We start from the raw sequence: 17,655 nt of genomic DNA, 5'->3' as shown, positions 1-17,655 counted from the left end.
CAAGCGTCCCCTCCTCTACTTCTTGTGCGTTCTCTAAGGTGCGGGCTGGCCGCCCATAAGTTGTAACAGGGACCGCATTCCTTCAAACATGGAAGCAAACACATGCTCAAACTGGGAAATAAAGCCCGGGATCAGCAGTAACAGCATCAGCAGTCCAACCAATATTTTAAGCGGTACCCCGACGACAAAAATATTCATTTGGGGAACCGTCCGGGCCAGCAGGCCCAATGCCACGTCAGTTAAGAACATCGCAACGACGATCGGTGCGGACATTTGAAAGGCCAGCTTGAACGTCTCACTAAACGTGCGGATCAGAAAATCGGTAATATGTCCCGAGTACATTTGCTGAAACAAGGTGCTGTTTAACGGGACCCATTGATAGCTTTGGATCAGTCCTTCAAGCAGCAATAAATGACCGTTGATCGAAAGGAAGATTAAAATGGATATCATAAATTTGAAATTACCGAAAATCGGGCTTTGCGCGCCGGTCATCGGATCGATCACATTCGCAATCCCAAAACCCATCTGAAGATCGATAAAGGAGCCCGCGATTTGGACTACCGTGAAGAACAGATATGCCAGAAAACCGAGCAGAAGTCCCGCGAGAATCTCTCTGGCAATCGATAATACATAAGTTGCATCTGTTTCCACCGTTACCGTTCCATACTGGTTCAGCAGGATAAGTACCGATACGAAAAAGGCGAGGCCAATTTTGACTTGAGACGGAAGGCCGCGCATGGAGAAAATCGGCGCCACCACAAAAAACGATGTAATTCGACAAAAAATCAACAGGAAGACAGGAAAATAGGTTTGTAACAGCTCCAACTGTCTTCACTACCTATCCGATATATTTGTAGAGGTTATTAAACAGGTTATAAGTAAAATCTACCAGTGTCGTTAAAATCCAAGGCCCAAACAGCAGAACCGCGGCAAATACCGCTACAATTTTGGGCACAAACGCCAATGTCTGCTCCTGAATTTGGGTGGTCGCCTGAAAAACACTTACAAGCAATCCGACGACCAGAGCAATAATCAGCATGGGGGCACTGGCCTTTAATACGGTGTATACGGCTTGTCCGGCCAATGCCACGACGAATTCGGAATTCATGCGTTACCCACCTTGTAATCAAGTATTAAAGCTTAACAGTAGAGATTTCACTACAAGATACCAGCCGTCTACCAGGATAAACAGCAGAATCTTGAACGGAAGTGAAATCATGACGGGCGGCAGCATCATCATCCCCATTGCCATCAATGTACTGGAGACGACCATATCGATAACCAAAAAGGGAATAAAAATCATAAAACCCATTTGAAAAGCGGTTTTCAATTCGCTGATAGCATATGCCGGCACCAAAACATGAATCGGAATGTCCTTGTACGTGGCCGGTTTGGGCGATTTGGAATATTTCAAAAATAAAAGTAAATCTTTCTCTCTGGTTTGCTTCGCCATGAACTTCTTCATCGGCTCCGCTGCCTTCTGAAGGGCGGCTGTTTGGGTCATCTCCCCCTTCAAATAAGGCTGAAGGGCCACGGTGTTCAGTTCGCTTAATGTCGGTGACATGACGAACAATGTCATAAACAATGCCAGCCCTACCAACACCTGGTTGGGAGGCATCTGATTGGTTGCAAGGGAAGTCCTGACGAATCCCAGCACGATAACGATCCTTGTGAAGCTGGTCATTAAGATCAGTATGGCCGGAGCCACACTTAGGATCGTGATCAATAGCAGGATCGATAAGGTGGTTGAACCTCCGGGTTCACCTGTACCGGTACCGCTCCCTCCGATTTGGATCCCGATATCAGGTATTGGGTCCGCCGCCATAGCAGCAGCGGCTCCAAACGAGCTGAGCGTAATCAATAATACAAGGGCTATAAGTAATTTTCTTCTCATGTTTCCGACGACCGATCATTATTTTTTTCTTCCTGCAGCATGTCTTCAACCATTTTCTTCCGGCTTGGCAGCTGCTGCATCTTTTGATAGAACACATCCTGGAAAGATGCTTCCAGTTCTTCATCCTGCTGCGGTTTTTTACGTTTCCAGCTGCCTATCCAATCTGACAAAGCTGAAGCGGCGGCATTTCCGTTGAAACCGGCTGGATTTCGAAAAGAAGAGAGAATGTGTTCCACTTCCTCGGGGTCCTGAATTTTCTCCAGCAACCGGATATCCTCACCCACGCCGACAACATAAATCGAACTTCCGATTTCCACCAGTTGTATCGATTTATGCTGCCCAAGGGGTATGCCGCCCAGCGTTTTGATAGAACGGTTTACCATCCATCCCCTGTTCTTTTGTCCTAAATACCGGATGAGCAGCACAATCAGCCCAACGATCAATACCAGGACAAAGATCACGCGGAAGAAATTACCGAATAGGTTCGGATCAGGAGCTGCAAGATCGTCGGGGAGCGGTTCGTTCTCTCGTAATCCCGTATTCGTTGCTAGCAGATAAGCTTGTAGTGCTATACGCATCAATAGAGACAACCCTTTCCCGCTTGCAAACGTTAGCCCAGAGTTTTCTTGATCGCTTCAATAACACGGTCAGCCTGGAACGGTTTTACGATGAAATCTTTGGCACCCGCTTGGATAGCATCGATAACCATAGCTTGCTGGCCCATTGCGGAACACATTATGACTTTGGCATTACCGTCCATCTTCTTGATTTCTTTCAGAGCCGCAATCCCATCCATTTCCGGCATTGTGATGTCCATAGTGATCAGATCCGGCTTCAATTCTTTAAATTTCTCGATCGCCTGGGCGCCGTCTTGGGCTTCACCTACTACTTCAAATCCGTTCTTGCTCAAAATATCCCGGATCATCATTCTCATAAAAGCTGCATCATCTACGATCAAAATACGATTCGACATAGTAATTCATCCTCCTAATATTGTGTTATTGCAATTTCTGAATACGATCCCATTGGCTGACTATATCGGTTACACGTACACCGAAATTTTCATCGATGACCACTACTTCGCCTTTTGCTATCAACTTGTTATTCACAAGGATATCGACCGGCTCGCCGGCAAGCTTGTCCAGTTCAATGATGGAACCCAGCGACAGCTCAAGAATATCTTTGATCACCTTTTGCGTACGGCCCAGTTCCACCGTCACTTTCAACGGGATATCCAGCAGGAGATTCAGGTTCGTTTCATCAAGGTTACCGCCTGCATTGCCCGATAGATTCGAGAATTGAACTGGTTGTACATTCACATTCCGGTTATTCATACCACCGTACCCTCCCATAGGTTGCTGAGGAGCCGCAGGCTGTTGCATAGCAGGCTGTTGCATAGGTGCAGAGTATGATGGGCTAGGAGGCTGGTGCATGGCCGGCGGTGCCTGGTACATCGTCTGTTCTTGTGTATAGCTTTGTGCTGCTGCCGCGTGTGGAACTTCCTCGGGCATCGTGTAGAAATCCTGCTGGTTCTCGTATGGATCAGTTCCAGCCGAATCCGGTGAACTTCCGCCCATAAGGATCGATACCATTTCTTTAGCAAAAGGAACGGGAACAAGCTGCATGATCGTAGAATCTATTAAATCGCCGATCGTAAGGCGGAACGAAATTTTAATGAAATAATCGTCCTGCGGCAGATTCGTTACCCCTTGTCCGCTCTCCATATTTAAAATATCGATTCCCGGCGGTGAAATATTGACGAAACGGTTGAAAATCGTCGACATAGATGTTGCTGAGGAGCCCATCATTTGATTCATTGCTTCCTGTACCGCACTGATGTGAATTTCATTCAGTTCCGTTGCATCGTCAACGTTTCCGGCACCGCCCAGCATTAGATCTGCAATTACTTGGGCATCCTTCGTTTTGATCACAAGGGAATTAATTCCCTGAAAACCGTCTACATATCGGACGCTTACAGCTACATGAGGTTTTGGAAATTCATCTTCCAAATCGTTCTTGGCGATAACGGATACTTTCGGTGTGGTAATGTCAACTTTCTTGCCCAATAAGGTGGACAGTGCTGTTGCTGCGCTGCCGAATGTAATATTGCCGATTTCACCTAGAGCATCCTGTTCCAGCATACTCAGGAATTCATCGATGGCAGGACCCGAACCCGAAGAGGAGGGCTCATCTGAGTTCTGTCTAAGTAATGCGTCTATTTCCTCTTGGGACAAATAGTCCTTATTCGTCATATTCTTCTGCTCCTTCGCTGACAATCTCCGAAATCTGGACTGCCATTCTTCCTTTTGTTGATCCTGGGCTGCCGTGGAACTTCAACCGCTCGCCTACTTTTACATTCAAGGGTTCATCCGTTTTTGTGTCGAGTGTAATAACATCCCCTACCATTAAACCAAGGAATTCCCTAACGGAAATGTGAGAGTTCCCGAGTTCAGCAATGATAGGAAGCTTAGCTTTCGTCAGCCTGCTTTGCAGCACTTCCTGTTCTTCCGGCGCCCTGGTTCTCTTTTGAGAGACAAACCAGTGGTGTACGGAAAGCCTGGACATGATCGGCTCAATCACCACATGCGGGATACATAAGTTGATCATTCCCGTCGTATCTCCGATTTTGGTGCTTAGAGAGATAAGGGCAATCGTTTCATTGGGAGAAACGATCTGCATAAACTGCGGATTGGTTTCCAGCGCTTCAAGTCTTGGCTGAAGTTCTATGACCGTTTTCCAAGCTTCCTGTAAGCTGTCGAATGCCCTGCTGAAAATGCGTTCCATCACTATAGTTTCAATTTCAGTAAGCGTATTGAGCTTAGTCGGAGCCGTTCCCGTACCGCCAAGCATACGGTCCAGCATAGCATAGGCTACGTTTGGATGTACCTCTAGAACCATACGGCCCTCTAAAGGCTCAGCTTCAAAAATATTCAAAATCGTCATTTTCGGAATGGACCGAATAAACTCATCATATGGAAGCTGTTCTACTTGAACTACATTGATTTGAACAAAAGTTCTAAGCTGTGCAGAGAAGTATGTAGTCAAATACCGCGCGAAGTTTTCGTGGATTCTGGTTAAACTTCGGATATGATCCTTTGAGAAGCGAACCGCCCTCTTAAAATCGTAGGCACGAACCTTTTTCTGAGTGTCTTCCTTCTTGAGCTCCTCCGCATCCATCTCACCTGAAGAAAGCGCGGCAAGCAATGCGTCGATTTCATTCTGCGACAATACATCAACCAATCAAGTCACCCCCTTATGCAAATTCACATGCGTATTTCTTCTAGTTGAGAGGAGTTATTACGAAATCCGTAATTTCCACCTGAGTCAGCTTGCCTTTTGGCAATGTTGCGTTAATTAAGTTAATCAGCTTGGCACTCAGAGCATCAAAGCCTTTGCCGCCTGTCACTTGTTCCGGCTGCATGTCGGACAATGTGCGAATGATGATCGGTTTAATTTTGAGGTTTACGATTTTATCGAACTCCTCTTTGGTTTTCTTGCTGTCAAGCTGGAAAGCAAAGCTCATTTTCACCACATAATCCCGATCTGCAAGGTTGGTAGTGATGTTCTCCAGCACAGAGCTTACCTCGATGATCTCTTCCGCAGACAGTTTCTTGGCCGTTACTTTACTGACACTGTCCTTTGCTTGCTGGTGGGGGTCTTCGGATTCCATTGATTTGTTCATGTAATTCCACAGTACGAAAAAGGCTACTGTAATCAGTGTAATAATAACTAATATCATGGCCATCCAAGGCATCATACGCTTAAACATGGTCTTGCTCCTCCGTTCGATTCACTACCGAAGCGGAAGCGAGTCCGATCGACCGCAGGTAGTTGCTGGTCAAACTTATTACATCGGAAACACTTTCTAGAACGATTATTTTTTTGCCCGTCGTTAAGGTTACTACCGTATCCGGCGTGTCCTCGATCGTCTCAATCAATAAGGCATTGATCACCAGGCTTTTGTTGTTCAGCCTCGTAACAGGAATCATGGTTTGTCCCCCATTAATCAAAGTAATCTCATAGGGTGTCTGACCGGAGGAGCTTCCTCCGGTCTCAACCCAGTAATGGTTTAACGCTTGAGATTCACAACTTCTTGCAGGATTTCATCGGATGTAGTGATGATCCGCGAATTGGCCTGGAATCCGCGCTGAGCCACGATCATCTCTGTAAACTCGTTCGTTAAGTCTACGTTAGACATCTCAAGTTGACCAGAGATAATGTCACCTGTTCCAGCTTCTGTATTACCCGCTTCCTGGACTACGATCTGTTCGAGGTTAGAGTTCAGTGTATTACGGTATAGGTTACCCCCTACCTTTTCTAAGCCGCCCGGGTTGGTTACTTTTACAACCCCTACTTTGAAATCGGTCGGCGTACTGGTTCCATCCGCATTTACGGCGATAATCGTTCCGTCTTGCGCGATGGAAAAGGCAGTTACTTCTGCATCCAACTGGATGGGCTCTCCAAGGCCGCCGTCCGCATTCATGACGAACATCCCGTCTCCGTTAACCAGGTAACGATCTGCATCCAATGTAAAGTTACCTGCACGCGTTAGGTAAGGGACTTCCTGATCCGGGGAGGTCTTTACTGCAAAGAATCCGTCCCCGTCGATCCGGAGATGCGTGCTTACATTAGTTGTCTGTGCACTGCCTGGCGTATGAATGGTTTCAATACTGCCAATCGTCACACCCAGACCGATCTGCTTCGCATTTACACCTCCGACTGTCCCGTCGGAAGGCGGCGTTACGCCGGAAACAGTCTGGCTTAAAATATCTTTGAATACTACGTTTCCGGCTTTAAAGCCGATTGTATTTACATTAGCGATGTTATTTCCGATTACATCGAGCTTTGTTTGGAAGCCCCTCATACCGGATACACCGGAATACATTGATCTCAACATGTCAAGTTCCTCCTAAAAGTTAAACAAAATGGTGGGCAAGCTGCTTCAGTCGGTCCGCAGCTTCAGGCTCCCATAAACGGGCCGGCCAAATATTATGAAATTACAATCGCACTGTCGATTTGAGTGAATACTTGATCTTTCATCGACTTGGAATCAATAGCGGTAACAACCGTGCGGTTTTTAATGTTTACAATCAATGCCACATCGTTCATGAAAAACAGCGAATCTTTAGCTCCCTTGGCAGAAGCCTTATCAATGGCGGTTTCGATCTTGGCCATTTGTTCGGGCTTCAACACAATCCCTCTTTGCTGAAGCCTTGTTTCAGCGTGGTGGCTGAACTTGACGAGCTTTTGATCTAACAGCTCCTGAAACGATTTTGTTTCCTTAGTATGAGATCCCGAAGGCAGAGCTCCGGAAACATTCCGTTTAGCACCTGTCCCGACAACATTCGGGAAAATCTGACCTATAGTTATTCGATCCGACATGTTATTTCTCCTCTTTATTTCGGATGCCTGTTATCCGATCCAGAGAAATTTGTTCCTCGCCGGTCTCCGCGTACTGAACGCCGTCCTTAATGCGTATCGATTGCACGGTTCCGCTGCGGTTTGAGCTTAGTCCGGTCACCGGATCCGTCACGGTCCAAGAGATGTCCTTACCGATCAACCCCGATGCCATTCCGATGGATTGACGCAGCATTTTCATCTCGCCGGCCATATTCATGATCTGCTCTACAGAGCTGAATTGAGCCATTTGAGCAATAAATTCACGGTCCTGAAGCGGCTGTGACGGGTCTTGATTCTGCAGCTGTGTCACTAAAATTTTGAGAAAATCATCTTTGCCGAGTGAGGATTTGTCTTTCCCCGCTTTGCTGTCCGTTACGCTATCAACATTATGCTGTGCGTAGTTGGGCCAGATGTTTTTGGTTGAAATGGGATCTGCCATTGTATTCACCTCATTCGTTAAGCGGTGACGTTAAATTCACTGCCGTAATTGCGAAGCCTCGCCTCTTCTTCTAGATTCAGGTCATCAGCAAACTCGCTGCCAACTGTATCAACCGCCGAAGTCCGGCTCCGGTTTCCTTGTCTTCCGGATTGTTCTTTAAACTGTTGTTGTCTCTGATCCTGAAACATGGAAGTTTGTGCGTTCGTGTTCTGCGTTACCTCCAGCTTCTCTACCTGAATGCCTTGGGCCAGAAGAGTATGCCTTAACTGGTGCAGCTGATTCTCAAGCATTTCCTTCCCGGCGTTGCTGCTCGCCATAAACTGGGCCACCAGGTGCCCGTTCTGCAAGGAAAGCTTTACTTCTACTTGACCGAGATGTTCCGGAGTCAACGTAATTTGAGCTTCCGTCAAGCCGTTAAACTGGGTTACTTTCACATGTTTAAAGAGAAATTGGCTCATATCATCTACAAATTGCTGCGAAGACATAGTCAGTTGAACCGGCTTTGCTGCTACCTCGGCAGGAACGGTTTTTGCCGTCTCCGGCAGCTGAACGACTGTGAATGGCTCGGCGGTTTCAGCAGGCAGCTGAGTTTCGGCAATGCCTAATGGTGTCTGCTCTGTCATAACTTCATCGGCAGCGGAAAATGCAGACTGCTGCATTTGCTGTACGGCAGCCGCTGTTTGCTGAACCTGCAGATGCTTTAAGCCGACAGGCTGAATCAATGGAACGGTTTTGACAGGAGCGCTATCCATTACGATATTTTGGTTACCTGCCGTACCCCCTATGTCACGGACAGTACGTGTCGCTCTGTTGCTGTTCCCTTTCCCTGCTTCGATGCCTGAACCGGATGCTGCTTCAACAGCATGAAATGCACCTTGTGCACTTCCCGCTTGAAGAGCAGAAGGATCAGATAACATCTTCTGAAGCTTTGTAAGCACTTCTTGGAAAGCAGCAATCTGCTGTGAATTCACCTGATCATGCTGCTGAAGTTTCTTTATGGATTGCATCAGATGGGCCAGGGTGTTTTCTGGAGTTGAACCGTTCGTAAGCAATTGGATAAGCTGATCTTCAGAAATGGCGCTGCTTGCCTGACCTGTTCGTGCGTTCTCAGAAGATTCAGCGGTTGCAGCCGGGATAAGGGTAAGTAAAAGGGCATTAGCCTCAGCCATCCAATCCATGAAAGCTGGATCCGTTTCTGCCTTTTGCTTTTCTTCCTCGGACAAGCCTTCCAGCAGTTTTAAAAGTTTCGCCGCAAGTTCTTCCAGGTCGCCTAATTCTGTTCCCTCATCCGAAAGTAGTTGGGTCAGTTCTCCGGAGCCGGAATTCATTGTTTTCAGCAGCAACGATGGTATGTCCTCTGTAGAGCCCGCGGTTGCCGATTCTCCGGTTACATGTTTATCCCCCAGCAATTGAACCAACGCGGAGGCAAAGTCCCCTGTTCCCTCATTATCCTTGTCTGCTTGTACACCGTTGGGAGCGGTTGCGGAAACGGACGATCCGTTTGCGGCGGGAGACGTAATGTTCATCATATCCATATTTATTTCACCTCCTCTCAAAAGTACAAATCAGTTGCCTAACTTAGCTGTAATCTTGGCAGTTACTGAAGCGGACTCCGACGTCATTTCGCTTAAAATTTGGGAGCGGGCTGCCGTTTCAAGCGAGTTAAGAATCGATAAAACTTTGTCTTTATTGGTTTTGTTCATTTCCAACAGCATTTCGGCAGCACTTTTCGGAGTCATGCTTGCAATCGTACTTGCCAGGTCGTTTCTAGTAATGGATGTGGATGTCTTAGGTTCGGACTTTGTATATTTATCAAGTCTTTCTTGCAAAGCCTTTACTTCCAAATCACCCGATTTCACCGTGTCCTTTAGCAGTATGGAAGCTTCGGCTGCCTTCAAGGGGTCCATTTTCTCTAAAATCCGTGTCTGTTCATCCGTTTTCATCCGGCTAAGTACAAGCACTTGTTCACTGAGTGTCAGGTTTTGAATCACTTGTGCGGCTTTATTGGGTGACATATCCGCATAAACTTTAGCTAGGCCCTTCACCTTATCCTCATAAGCGCCCTCGTTGGCTGTTTCTGTGGTTGATTTAGTTTTTAGAGCCGCAATCTGTGCGCTCAGCCGCTTGATCTCTTCATCTTTGGCCTTGATGTTTTCCGAAGCTTTCAGCATTTCAGCCTCTTTCACCGCTAATTGCTGCTTCAGCTCTTTCACCGTATTTCCGCCTGCATCTTCGGGTGTACCTGTACCCGGTGTCTTCGAATCAGGCAAAATGGATTTCACCAAGGGTATCTTGTTACCATAGTTTAACAGTGAATTTTTAAAGTCGTAATTAAACATAGTCAGAAGCACCAATACCAGAACCAGTGTGAAAACAACCGGTGTCAGAAAAAACAAAAATCGTTCAAAGCCGCTGTAAGAAGATTTGTCAGTTTCCATACTTTCCATGCGGTTACCTCCTTAGAGAGCGGTATTCACAAAGCGGACCGTCGCCATTTCATCGAGCTCGTCCTGCTCTTTTTTCAGAAGTTGCGAGTGAAACATCAATTTCGCCTTCTCCCGGGTCATGCTCCATACTTTTTCATCCTGCATTTTGTTTTGAAGAACGTTTTTTGTGTGTTCCACTTCAGACTGTGCTGCTTGAATCTGACCTTGTTGGTTGCGGATCCGTTCATCCAGCCTGCTAATATAAAATTGGGCGGTTCTCATCGAAGAAATCGTAGTGCTGAGCGACTGCTCCTGCAGTTCTTCCTGAAGTTTGGTTTTCTGCTCATATAACATCGTAAGCGAGCTTTCCTCCTCCCGAAGAACGCCTACCGCCTTAGACAGCATCCACTCCGCGTGCGTTTTCTGGGTGGTCTTCAAGTCTACGATTTTTTGTAAATGATAGTGGAAACGCATCTATACTCATCTCCTGTAAAAATCGATCAGGAGCCGGTCCACAGCTTCCTGGTAGGTTACTTTCTCTTTGATGCTTTGTTTCGTGTAATCCCAGATGGTCTGGATATATTCCAAAGAAAGATCAATTTCTGAATTTGTTCCCCGCTGGTACGCCCCTATATTGATAAGGTCTTCCGAATCTTTATAAGTAGAGAGCAACCGTTTCAGATAAGATGCCGCTTCCTGCTGCTGCGGAGGCACAATGTCCTTCATGACACGGCTGACCGAGGCCAGCACATCAATGGCAGGAAAGTGGCCGCGGTTCGCTATGCTCCTGTGGAGAACAACGTGCCCGTCCAAAATTCCGCGCACGGCATCCGCAATCGGCTCATTCATATCGTCACCATCAACAAGTACGGTATAAAAAGCTGTAATGGAACCTTTCGGACCTGTGCCTGCGCGTTCTAAAAGCTTCGGAAGATTTGCAAACACCGAAGGCGTATACCCGCGCGTGGCTGGTGGCTCGCCAATCGCAAGACCTACTTCCCTATACGCCATGGCATAGCGGGTAACCGAATCCATCATGAGCATGACATTAAGTCCGTGATCCCGGAAATACTCTGCGATCGTCGTAGCGATCAGTGCGCCTTTGATACGGATTAATGCAGGTTGATCGCTTGTGGCAACGATTACTACTGAGCGTGCTAGACCTTCCGGGCCGAGATCTTTCTCGATAAACTCCAGAACTTCTCTGCCCCGTTCGCCGATCAGTGCGATCACGTTCACATCGGCAGAAGTATTTCTTGCTATCATGCCGAGCAGCGTGCTCTTTCCAACCCCTGATCCGGCAAAAATACCGACACGCTGACCTGAACCGATAGTCAGAAGTCCGTCCAGGCAACGCACACCTGTTGAGATGGGTTCGGTCACCCTGGGGCGCTGCAGCGGGTTACTTGGAGCATTATGGGTTGAATAATGGGACATACGGCTAGGCAGATATGAACCGTCTAGCGGCTCCCCGAGTCCATCAAGAACCTTACCGAGCAGTTCATGCCCGACTTGGACCGTTAGCGGTTTTCCTGTCCCGACAACATCGCAGCCCGGGCCAATCGAGGTGAGTTCGCCTAGCGGCATCAAAAGAACCCTGTTATTGCGGAACCCTACAACTTCGGCTTTGAGCGGCTGGGCGGAATTATGAGGATAAATGTAACAAACATCGCCGATACTTGCGTTTGGCCCCTCTGATTCAACGGTAAGCCCGATAACTTGCGTAACTTTGCCGTTCACCCTGACCGGATCCACCGCTTTTATAGCATCCAGGTACTTGTCCACGTTGAGGTTAGCCGTCCGCATAATCGCCTGCCTCCCCTTTCGCTACCTGAAGGAGAATTTTCTTGATCTCCGTCAATTGGGTATCGATTCTGGCATCTATACTCCCGAATGCCGTTCGGACAACACATCCTTGATCGTTCACTGAAGCATCCGGCAGAATCTGAAGTTCCGCTTGGGAATCAATATGCAGGACAAGCTCTTCCCTGTAACTTTGAATCGTACTATACCGACCGGGTGAAACGCACAATGTAATGACTCCTTGTTCTCTTCTTCGTGCAAGCACGCTTTTGACCAGGTCGACCATCCATTCGGTTTCAACAGTCAACTGTTTGTCCAATATTTTGGAAGCAATGTTGGTGCTGAGCTCGATTAGAAACGGTTCCGCCTCCTGAATGATCAGCTGCTTCATTGCATGAGATTGCTCAAGAATGGAACCCGCTTCCAGAAGCATTTGCCCGTATTGCTCCCTCAGGTTCGCTTCTGCTGAAACCAAACCTTCCTGGTACCCTTCCAGATAGCCGGAATTTTTAGCTTCGTTGACATGCTGCTCGTCCATCAGACGGCGTTCCTGCCACCACAGATCGATTTCTTCCTGAGCTCGGATTTTAATTCGTTCCGCCTCATCCTGTGCTTCCCGGATTTGTTCCTGAGCAAAAATTTCGGCTTCGCGCATCATCTGTTCTTTGGCCGCAGTAAACTCTTCGTGCTTATGGGCAAGCAGCTTCTCTTCTTCCGTCATCTCCGACTCTTCTTTATAGAAGGGCTTGACGATAACTTCCCGGGCTTCCAGTGTACGGATATGCTCTAAAGATACATATTGATTCGGTTTGATAACATTAGACAATGATATCGTCTCCTCCACCGCGGGCAATGATGATCTCTCCAGATTCCTCTAAGCGGCGGATTGTTGCCACAATCCTGGTTTGAGCTTCTTCGACATCACGCAGCCGGACAGGTCCCATGTACTCCATTTCTTCCCGAAACGTTTCCGCCATCCGTTTGGACATATTCTGGAAAATGGCTTCCCGGACTTCTTCGCTTGCCACTTTCAATGCAAGCTGCAGGTCCGCGTTCTCGATATCGCGTATAATTCGTTGGATCGAGCGATTGTCGATATTGACGATATCCTCGAAAACAAACATGCGTTTCTTGATTTCCTCCGCCAATTCGGGATCCTGGATTTCCAATGAATCGAGAATGGTACGTTCCGTTCCGCGGTCTACTCCGTTCAAAATCTGAACGATAGCTTCGATACCGCCAGCAGACGTGTAATCCTGGGTCACGGTAGCGGATAACTTCTGTTCCAGTACCATTTCAACTTGGGCGATAACCTCAGGAGAAGTGCTGTCCATCAAAGCAATCCGCTTTGCGACATCCGCTTGCTTGTCCTGCGGCAGGGAGGAAAGAATGACCGATGCTTGTTCTGATTGTAAATAAGAAAGCACTAGGGCAATTGTTTGGGAATTCTCGTTCTGAATAAAATTCAAAATTTGAGCCGGCTCCGCTTTGCGGGCAAAATCAAACGGCCTGACTTGCAGTGTCGATGTCAGCCTGTTGATAATATCGAGCGCTTTTTGGCTGCCAAGAGCTTTTTCGAGAATTTCTTTCGCGTAAGTAATGCCGCCCTGAGAAATGTATTCCTGAGCAACACAAATTTCATGAAACTCGCTTAAGATGGTTTCCTTCTCGCTGTTTTCCACTTTTCGCACGTTGGCAATTTCAAGCGTAAGCTGTTCGATCTCATCTTCTCTTAGATGCTTAAACACCTGGGCGGACACTTCCGGCCCTAGCGTAATCAATAGAATTGCGGCTTTCTGTCTGCCTGACAACCCCTGCTGTAATTTTACCAACCGTTACACCTCTATTCGTCAACTAGCCAAGTCCGAAGCAGATTAACAAATTCCTCCGGTCGTTTCTTGGCCAATGTCTCAAGCTGCTTGCGTACTTGATTTTCGTTCTTTGCCGGGTCCATCTCGATACTTGGCAGCTCCACTCTGGTAGAAGGAGCCATTTCGAGTTCCTCTTCAGCCAATTCTGCAGCTCTCCGTTTTCTTCTGACTGCCAGAACAATTCCTCCGGTAACCAGCGCAAGTGCTACTCCGCCTAGACCAAACATCAAGTATTTGGAAAGAGCGCTTGTCGTCTCCGCTTGTTGTTTACCTTCGAAAGCTTTCGAGAATATGACCACTTTGTTCTGCATATCTTCCGGAGTAAATGCCATCCCGTTGTCCGCAAGCGATGCGCTGACGATATTCACCATAATATTTTTGACTTCATCCTTCGTCTCCTGGGTTAAAGATGCAGGATTATTCGGATCCGGTGGTTCAATACCGATATTAATGGTTAAATCTTTTACGGAGTAAGGGCTTCTCGATATCGTGTTCTGAATCCGGTTAATTTCGTTGTTGATCGTTTCAGATGATTTCTCCGAAGTCGTTTTACCTGTAGAACTTGAGCTGGGATAGTTTGGAACATCCGTTTGGCCCGTCCCGGCAACTCCTCCGCTTGGCGCCCCTTCTCCGGAATAATTCTCTTGAATTTTCTGGACTGAAACGGCAATTCCTTCATCGTTAACTACCGGTGTTACCAAATTCTCCTGGGAATTAACCTTGTCGAAATTCAATTTCGAGACGACGCTGACTACGAACTTTCCGTTTCCGAATAATGGACCCAGGAATTGTTTCACATTGTTTTCGATAGATTTATTAAACTGGTTCGTTACCTCAAACTGCTGTGCCACAACACCTGCCGAATCGTTCCCCGCTGTTTTCGAGGAAGGGAGCAGCTCGCTGTCCGGCCCGGTTACATTAATGTTATCCAGCGGCAAATTCGGAACACTCTTAGATACGAGATTATAAATAGAGTCGATTTGCGCTTGATCGGGCCTGTACCCAGGTTTAAATCTAACATTTACGGAGGCAAGTGCCTGTTGCTGATCTTCTGTTGTAACAAAAGGGTCTTCTTCAGGCAGAGTAACCAGCACCTTGGATGAGGTAATCCCGTTCATAGAGTTAATGAGCTGTTGAATTTCTCCTGCCAGCGCATCCTGTTTCACAACATCAAATTCATTATCTGTAAAACCGAACATATTCTCACTTTTGGAAAAGATATCAAAACCGATGGATCCATTCTGGATGAGTCCCTGCGCCTCCCCTTCAATCTTCACTTTAGTGGCGTCAGCCGCCGGGACATCAATCATGCTCTTGCCGTCAGGCGAGGAGCTTATCTTGTACGGTATACCGTTAGAATCCAGGTAAGCGGCGATACCGGAAGCATCCGCAGAATCCAAATTCGTAAAAGCGGTAGAATACTCGGTCTTAGAAAAATAAAAGCTTAATAATATGATGGCCAAAACACTCATCAATACGGCCGAAACGAGCATAATTTTCTGTGTCTTATTAAATTGTGTCCAATATTGAGTCATTCTCTCTCTATATTGGAGAAGCCTTTCGTTCACAACGTCACCTCACCAAAGATTTACTATGAAAGAAGAGTGCGATTAAATTTGGGTTCTCATAATTTCTTGGTACGCTTCTATCACTTTATTGCGTATTTGAGAGGTAAGCTGCAGGCCGAGCTCCGCTTTCTGAGAAGCAATCATGACCTGATGAACATCCACTTCGCCGACAGCGAATTTGTCATTCATCGTACGTACGGTTTGTTCCTGCGTGTTTAAAGTCTCTATTGCGTTCTTCAACATATTCGAAAATTGCTCTGTGACTTCAGAACTACTTCCCACTTTCAGCCCTGAATCCTTGGGCATAATCATCTGTAATGGCTTAATAGCTGCTTGCTCAATCAATAGATTCCCCTCCAAGGAAGTAGTTTACCACATGTTACCTGTTCCAGGTTCTGCCTTACCTGCCAATTTCCAACGCTTTCGTGAACATTGCTTTGGAAGCATTCAGCGCGGTAACGTTCGCCTCGTAGGATCGTGTGGCTGAAATCATGTCTACCATCTCTTTAACAACATCGACATTCGGCATCTGTACATATCCCTTCTCGTCGGCGTCGGGATGTGAAGGGTTGTACACAAGCTTAAAAGGAGTCTGGTCTTCCATAATCCGGGTCACCTTTACCCCGTCTGCTCCGCGTACTTTCCCATCGGAACCATTCATGGCATTATTGAGTAGATTGTCGAACTGCCGATTCGGCTCAAGAACCGCCATCTTCCTGCGGTATGGCTCAAACTTGCCATTTACATAACTGCCTCTGGTTGTCTCGCTGTTTGCAATATTGGAAGAGATGAGATCCATCCGAAGCCGCTGAGCTGTTAACGCGGATGCGCTGGCATCAAACCCGTTGGATAGCTTCACTTATTATTTCCCTCCTTGTATGGCAGTCCGGTACTGTGTTATTTCATGATTCAGCTCTTGAATATAAGTGTTATATTTGAGTTGATTTTTCGCCAGTTCCGTCATCTCATAATCGATATCCACATTATTCCCGCTGTTGTTCATCAACGTAGTGCCTGCGGTGACGACTGTCGGCAGAGGAAGCGAGCTTAAAGGGCCGATGTAAAAATGTCTTGGATTCGTGCGCTTGCCGGCCAGGGGTTCAGGATTCCATCCGTCCTCTGCTGCCTGCAGATACTCTTCGAACTTCACCTCAGACTTCTTGAAGTTCGGCGTATCGACATTGGCAATATTATTGCTGATGACTTTCTGCCTGAGCATCGATACGTCCAAAGAGCGTTCCAGAGAGCTCATCCCTCTGCTGTTGAATAGATTCATGCTACGTCCCACCTCTTATTGTGCTGAAGAACATATTTCTACACATAATATCCAATTTCCTGCCTTGTTTCGACAAAACTTGATGATCTAGTACTAAAATTCTACATATCTATACTCCAAGATATTCCTTTCCAGCACAATAAGAAAAAAGCCCTATCTTTCGAGGGCTTTTGACATTTTTTGCTAATATTATATGCTGTTTTTATTAAGTTCCTTCACTAATTGGTCATTTAGAATCTTGATATAGGTCCCTTTCATGCCGAGAGAACGGGTTTCAATCACTCCAGCGCTCTCAAGCTTTCTTAGGGCATTCACAATAACCGACCTGGTTATGCCTACTCTGTCCGCAATTTTACTTGCAACCAATAGGCCTTCTTTCCTACCTAATTCTTCAAAAATATGCTCCACTGCTTCTAATTCACTAAAAGATAACGAACCGATAGCAACGGAAACCACTGCTTTGCTTCTTGCCTCAAGCTCCAATTCTTCCGTCTTCTCCCGCAATATTTCCATGGCAATGACCGTGGAACCATACTCCGCAAGAATCAAGTCATCATCCACAAAAGGCTCTTCCATCCGCGATAAAACAAGAGTTCCTTGGCGTTGGCCGCTTCCGATTACCGGTACGATCGTCATATATTTGTGATTGTTCCAATGATGTATTTGTTCTACTATACCCTGAGTATCCGACTCCGGCTGCACATTGGCAGCGGTTTCCTCTATTTTGAGGAGCACCTTATTGTATTCATCCGGAATACGCCGTTCTTCCGTAACCGATTCCTGGATCAAATGAGGCTGATGCTGGGCATGGACGGAATAACCCAGCACTTTTCCTTTGCGGCTGATAACATAAACATTAGCGTCGATAATCGTTTGAAGCACTTCAGCCATTTCTGTGAAATTGACAGCATGACCGGCAGCTTTCTGAAGAAGTTTGTTTAACGTTCTGGTTTTTGTAAGTAAAGTCACTTTCTTTGC

Annotated in this window: 23 protein-coding genes; all 23 read right to left on the bottom strand. The window is 46.8% G+C overall.

The genetic code is table 11. The annotated features are described in order from the left end of the window. Positions 1–33 precede the first annotated feature (33 nt). On the bottom strand, positions 34–819 hold the full coding sequence (fliR, locus tag ACFSUF_RS11340) for a flagellar biosynthetic protein FliR (RefSeq protein WP_377603159.1): 786 nt from the start codon (positions 817–819) through the stop codon (positions 34–36). Positions 820–838: 19 nt separating this feature from the next. Next, on the bottom strand, positions 839–1,108 hold the full coding sequence (gene fliQ, locus ACFSUF_RS11335; RefSeq protein WP_377602906.1) for a flagellar biosynthesis protein FliQ: 270 nt from the start codon (positions 1,106–1,108) through the stop codon (positions 839–841). A gap of 18 nt (positions 1,109–1,126) precedes the next feature. Beyond that, a complete protein-coding gene (fliP, locus tag ACFSUF_RS11330; RefSeq protein ID WP_377602905.1) occupies positions 1,127–1,894 on the bottom strand; it encodes a flagellar type III secretion system pore protein FliP in 768 nt (255 codons plus the stop codon). Further along, complete coding sequence (locus ACFSUF_RS11325; RefSeq protein ID WP_377602904.1) at positions 1,891–2,472, bottom strand: flagellar biosynthetic protein FliO; 582 nt, start codon at positions 2,470–2,472, stop codon at positions 1,891–1,893. The genes fliP and ACFSUF_RS11325 overlap by 4 nt, the downstream gene beginning before the upstream one ends. Before the next feature lie 32 nt (positions 2,473–2,504). Further along, on the bottom strand, positions 2,505–2,867 hold the full coding sequence (locus ACFSUF_RS11320; RefSeq protein WP_377602903.1) for a response regulator: 363 nt from the start codon (positions 2,865–2,867) through the stop codon (positions 2,505–2,507). A gap of 25 nt (positions 2,868–2,892) precedes the next feature. Continuing rightward, complete coding sequence (fliY, locus tag ACFSUF_RS11315; RefSeq protein ID WP_377602902.1) at positions 2,893–4,146, bottom strand: flagellar motor switch phosphatase FliY; 1,254 nt, start codon at positions 4,144–4,146, stop codon at positions 2,893–2,895. Beyond that, positions 4,136–5,134: a flagellar motor switch protein FliM gene (gene fliM, locus ACFSUF_RS11310; protein ID WP_377602901.1), complete on the bottom strand. Its 999-nt coding sequence runs from the start codon at positions 5,132–5,134 to the stop codon at positions 4,136–4,138. The genes fliY and fliM overlap by 11 nt, the downstream gene beginning before the upstream one ends. Positions 5,135–5,174: 40 nt before the next feature. Next, the gene (locus tag ACFSUF_RS11305; protein WP_377602900.1) at positions 5,175–5,663 is read right to left on the bottom strand and encodes a flagellar basal body-associated FliL family protein; all 489 of its coding nucleotides are present in this window, start codon (positions 5,661–5,663) and stop codon (positions 5,175–5,177) included. Continuing rightward, positions 5,656–5,883, bottom strand: coding sequence for a flagellar FlbD family protein (locus ACFSUF_RS11300; protein WP_377602899.1), 228 nt, complete (start codon positions 5,881–5,883; stop codon positions 5,656–5,658). The genes ACFSUF_RS11305 and ACFSUF_RS11300 overlap by 8 nt, the downstream gene beginning before the upstream one ends. A gap of 80 nt (positions 5,884–5,963) precedes the next feature. Continuing rightward, the gene (gene flgG / locus ACFSUF_RS11295) at positions 5,964–6,791 is read right to left on the bottom strand and encodes a flagellar basal body rod protein FlgG (RefSeq protein WP_377602898.1); all 828 of its coding nucleotides are present in this window, start codon (positions 6,789–6,791) and stop codon (positions 5,964–5,966) included. A gap of 92 nt (positions 6,792–6,883) precedes the next feature. Continuing rightward, positions 6,884–7,276 carry a TIGR02530 family flagellar biosynthesis protein gene (locus tag ACFSUF_RS11290; protein ID WP_377602897.1) on the bottom strand — a complete coding sequence of 131 codons (393 nt, stop codon included), beginning with the start codon at positions 7,274–7,276 and terminating at the stop codon, positions 6,884–6,886. A gap of 1 nt (position 7,277) precedes the next feature. After that, entirely contained in the window at positions 7,278–7,733 is a 456-nt protein-coding gene (locus ACFSUF_RS11285) for a flagellar hook capping FlgD N-terminal domain-containing protein (RefSeq protein WP_377602896.1), read from the bottom strand. A 17-nt stretch (positions 7,734–7,750) separates the two neighbouring features. After that, positions 7,751–9,268: a flagellar hook-length control protein FliK gene (locus tag ACFSUF_RS11280; protein ID WP_377602895.1), complete on the bottom strand. Its 1,518-nt coding sequence runs from the start codon at positions 9,266–9,268 to the stop codon at positions 7,751–7,753. Between the two features lie 30 nt (positions 9,269–9,298). Further along, positions 9,299–10,180 (bottom strand): hypothetical protein, encoded by an 882-nt coding sequence (locus ACFSUF_RS11275; RefSeq protein ID WP_377602894.1) that lies wholly within the window; start codon positions 10,178–10,180, stop codon positions 9,299–9,301. Positions 10,181–10,192: 12 nt separating this feature from the next. Next, on the bottom strand, positions 10,193–10,633 hold the full coding sequence (fliJ, locus tag ACFSUF_RS11270) for a flagellar export protein FliJ (protein WP_377602893.1): 441 nt from the start codon (positions 10,631–10,633) through the stop codon (positions 10,193–10,195). 6 nt (positions 10,634–10,639) lie between these two features. Further along, positions 10,640–11,965 (bottom strand): flagellar protein export ATPase FliI, encoded by a 1,326-nt coding sequence (gene fliI, locus ACFSUF_RS11265; RefSeq protein WP_377602892.1) that lies wholly within the window; start codon positions 11,963–11,965, stop codon positions 10,640–10,642. After that, positions 11,952–12,788, bottom strand: coding sequence for a FliH/SctL family protein (locus ACFSUF_RS11260; RefSeq protein WP_377602891.1), 837 nt, complete (start codon positions 12,786–12,788; stop codon positions 11,952–11,954). The genes fliI and ACFSUF_RS11260 overlap by 14 nt, the downstream gene beginning before the upstream one ends. Beyond that, positions 12,781–13,794: a flagellar motor switch protein FliG gene (gene fliG / locus ACFSUF_RS11255; RefSeq protein WP_377602890.1), complete on the bottom strand. Its 1,014-nt coding sequence runs from the start codon at positions 13,792–13,794 to the stop codon at positions 12,781–12,783. Before fliG ends, ACFSUF_RS11260 begins: the two co-directional genes overlap by 8 nt. An 11-nt stretch (positions 13,795–13,805) precedes the next feature. Further along, on the bottom strand, positions 13,806–15,401 hold the full coding sequence (gene fliF / locus ACFSUF_RS11250) for a flagellar basal-body MS-ring/collar protein FliF (protein WP_377602888.1): 1,596 nt from the start codon (positions 15,399–15,401) through the stop codon (positions 13,806–13,808). Positions 15,402–15,443: 42 nt separating this feature from the next. After that, on the bottom strand, positions 15,444–15,746 hold the full coding sequence (fliE, locus tag ACFSUF_RS11245) for a flagellar hook-basal body complex protein FliE (RefSeq protein ID WP_377602886.1): 303 nt from the start codon (positions 15,744–15,746) through the stop codon (positions 15,444–15,446). A 55-nt stretch (positions 15,747–15,801) separates the two neighbouring features. Continuing rightward, entirely contained in the window at positions 15,802–16,260 is a 459-nt protein-coding gene (gene flgC, locus ACFSUF_RS11240; RefSeq protein WP_377602884.1) for a flagellar basal body rod protein FlgC, read from the bottom strand. A gap of 3 nt (positions 16,261–16,263) precedes the next feature. After that, positions 16,264–16,677 (bottom strand): flagellar basal body rod protein FlgB, encoded by a 414-nt coding sequence (gene flgB / locus ACFSUF_RS11235; protein ID WP_377602882.1) that lies wholly within the window; start codon positions 16,675–16,677, stop codon positions 16,264–16,266. Between the two features lie 189 nt (positions 16,678–16,866). After that, positions 16,867–17,646, bottom strand: a complete 780-nt coding sequence (gene codY, locus ACFSUF_RS11230) for a GTP-sensing pleiotropic transcriptional regulator CodY (protein WP_377602880.1) — start codon at positions 17,644–17,646, stop codon at positions 16,867–16,869. Positions 17,647–17,655: the final 9 nt, after the last annotated feature.

Source organism: Paenibacillus gansuensis (genome assembly GCF_042684925.1).
Taxonomy (GTDB): domain Bacteria; phylum Bacillota; class Bacilli; order Paenibacillales; family DY6; genus Paenibacillus_N; species Paenibacillus_N gansuensis.
This window is presented reverse-complemented; position numbering and strand designations above follow the sequence as displayed.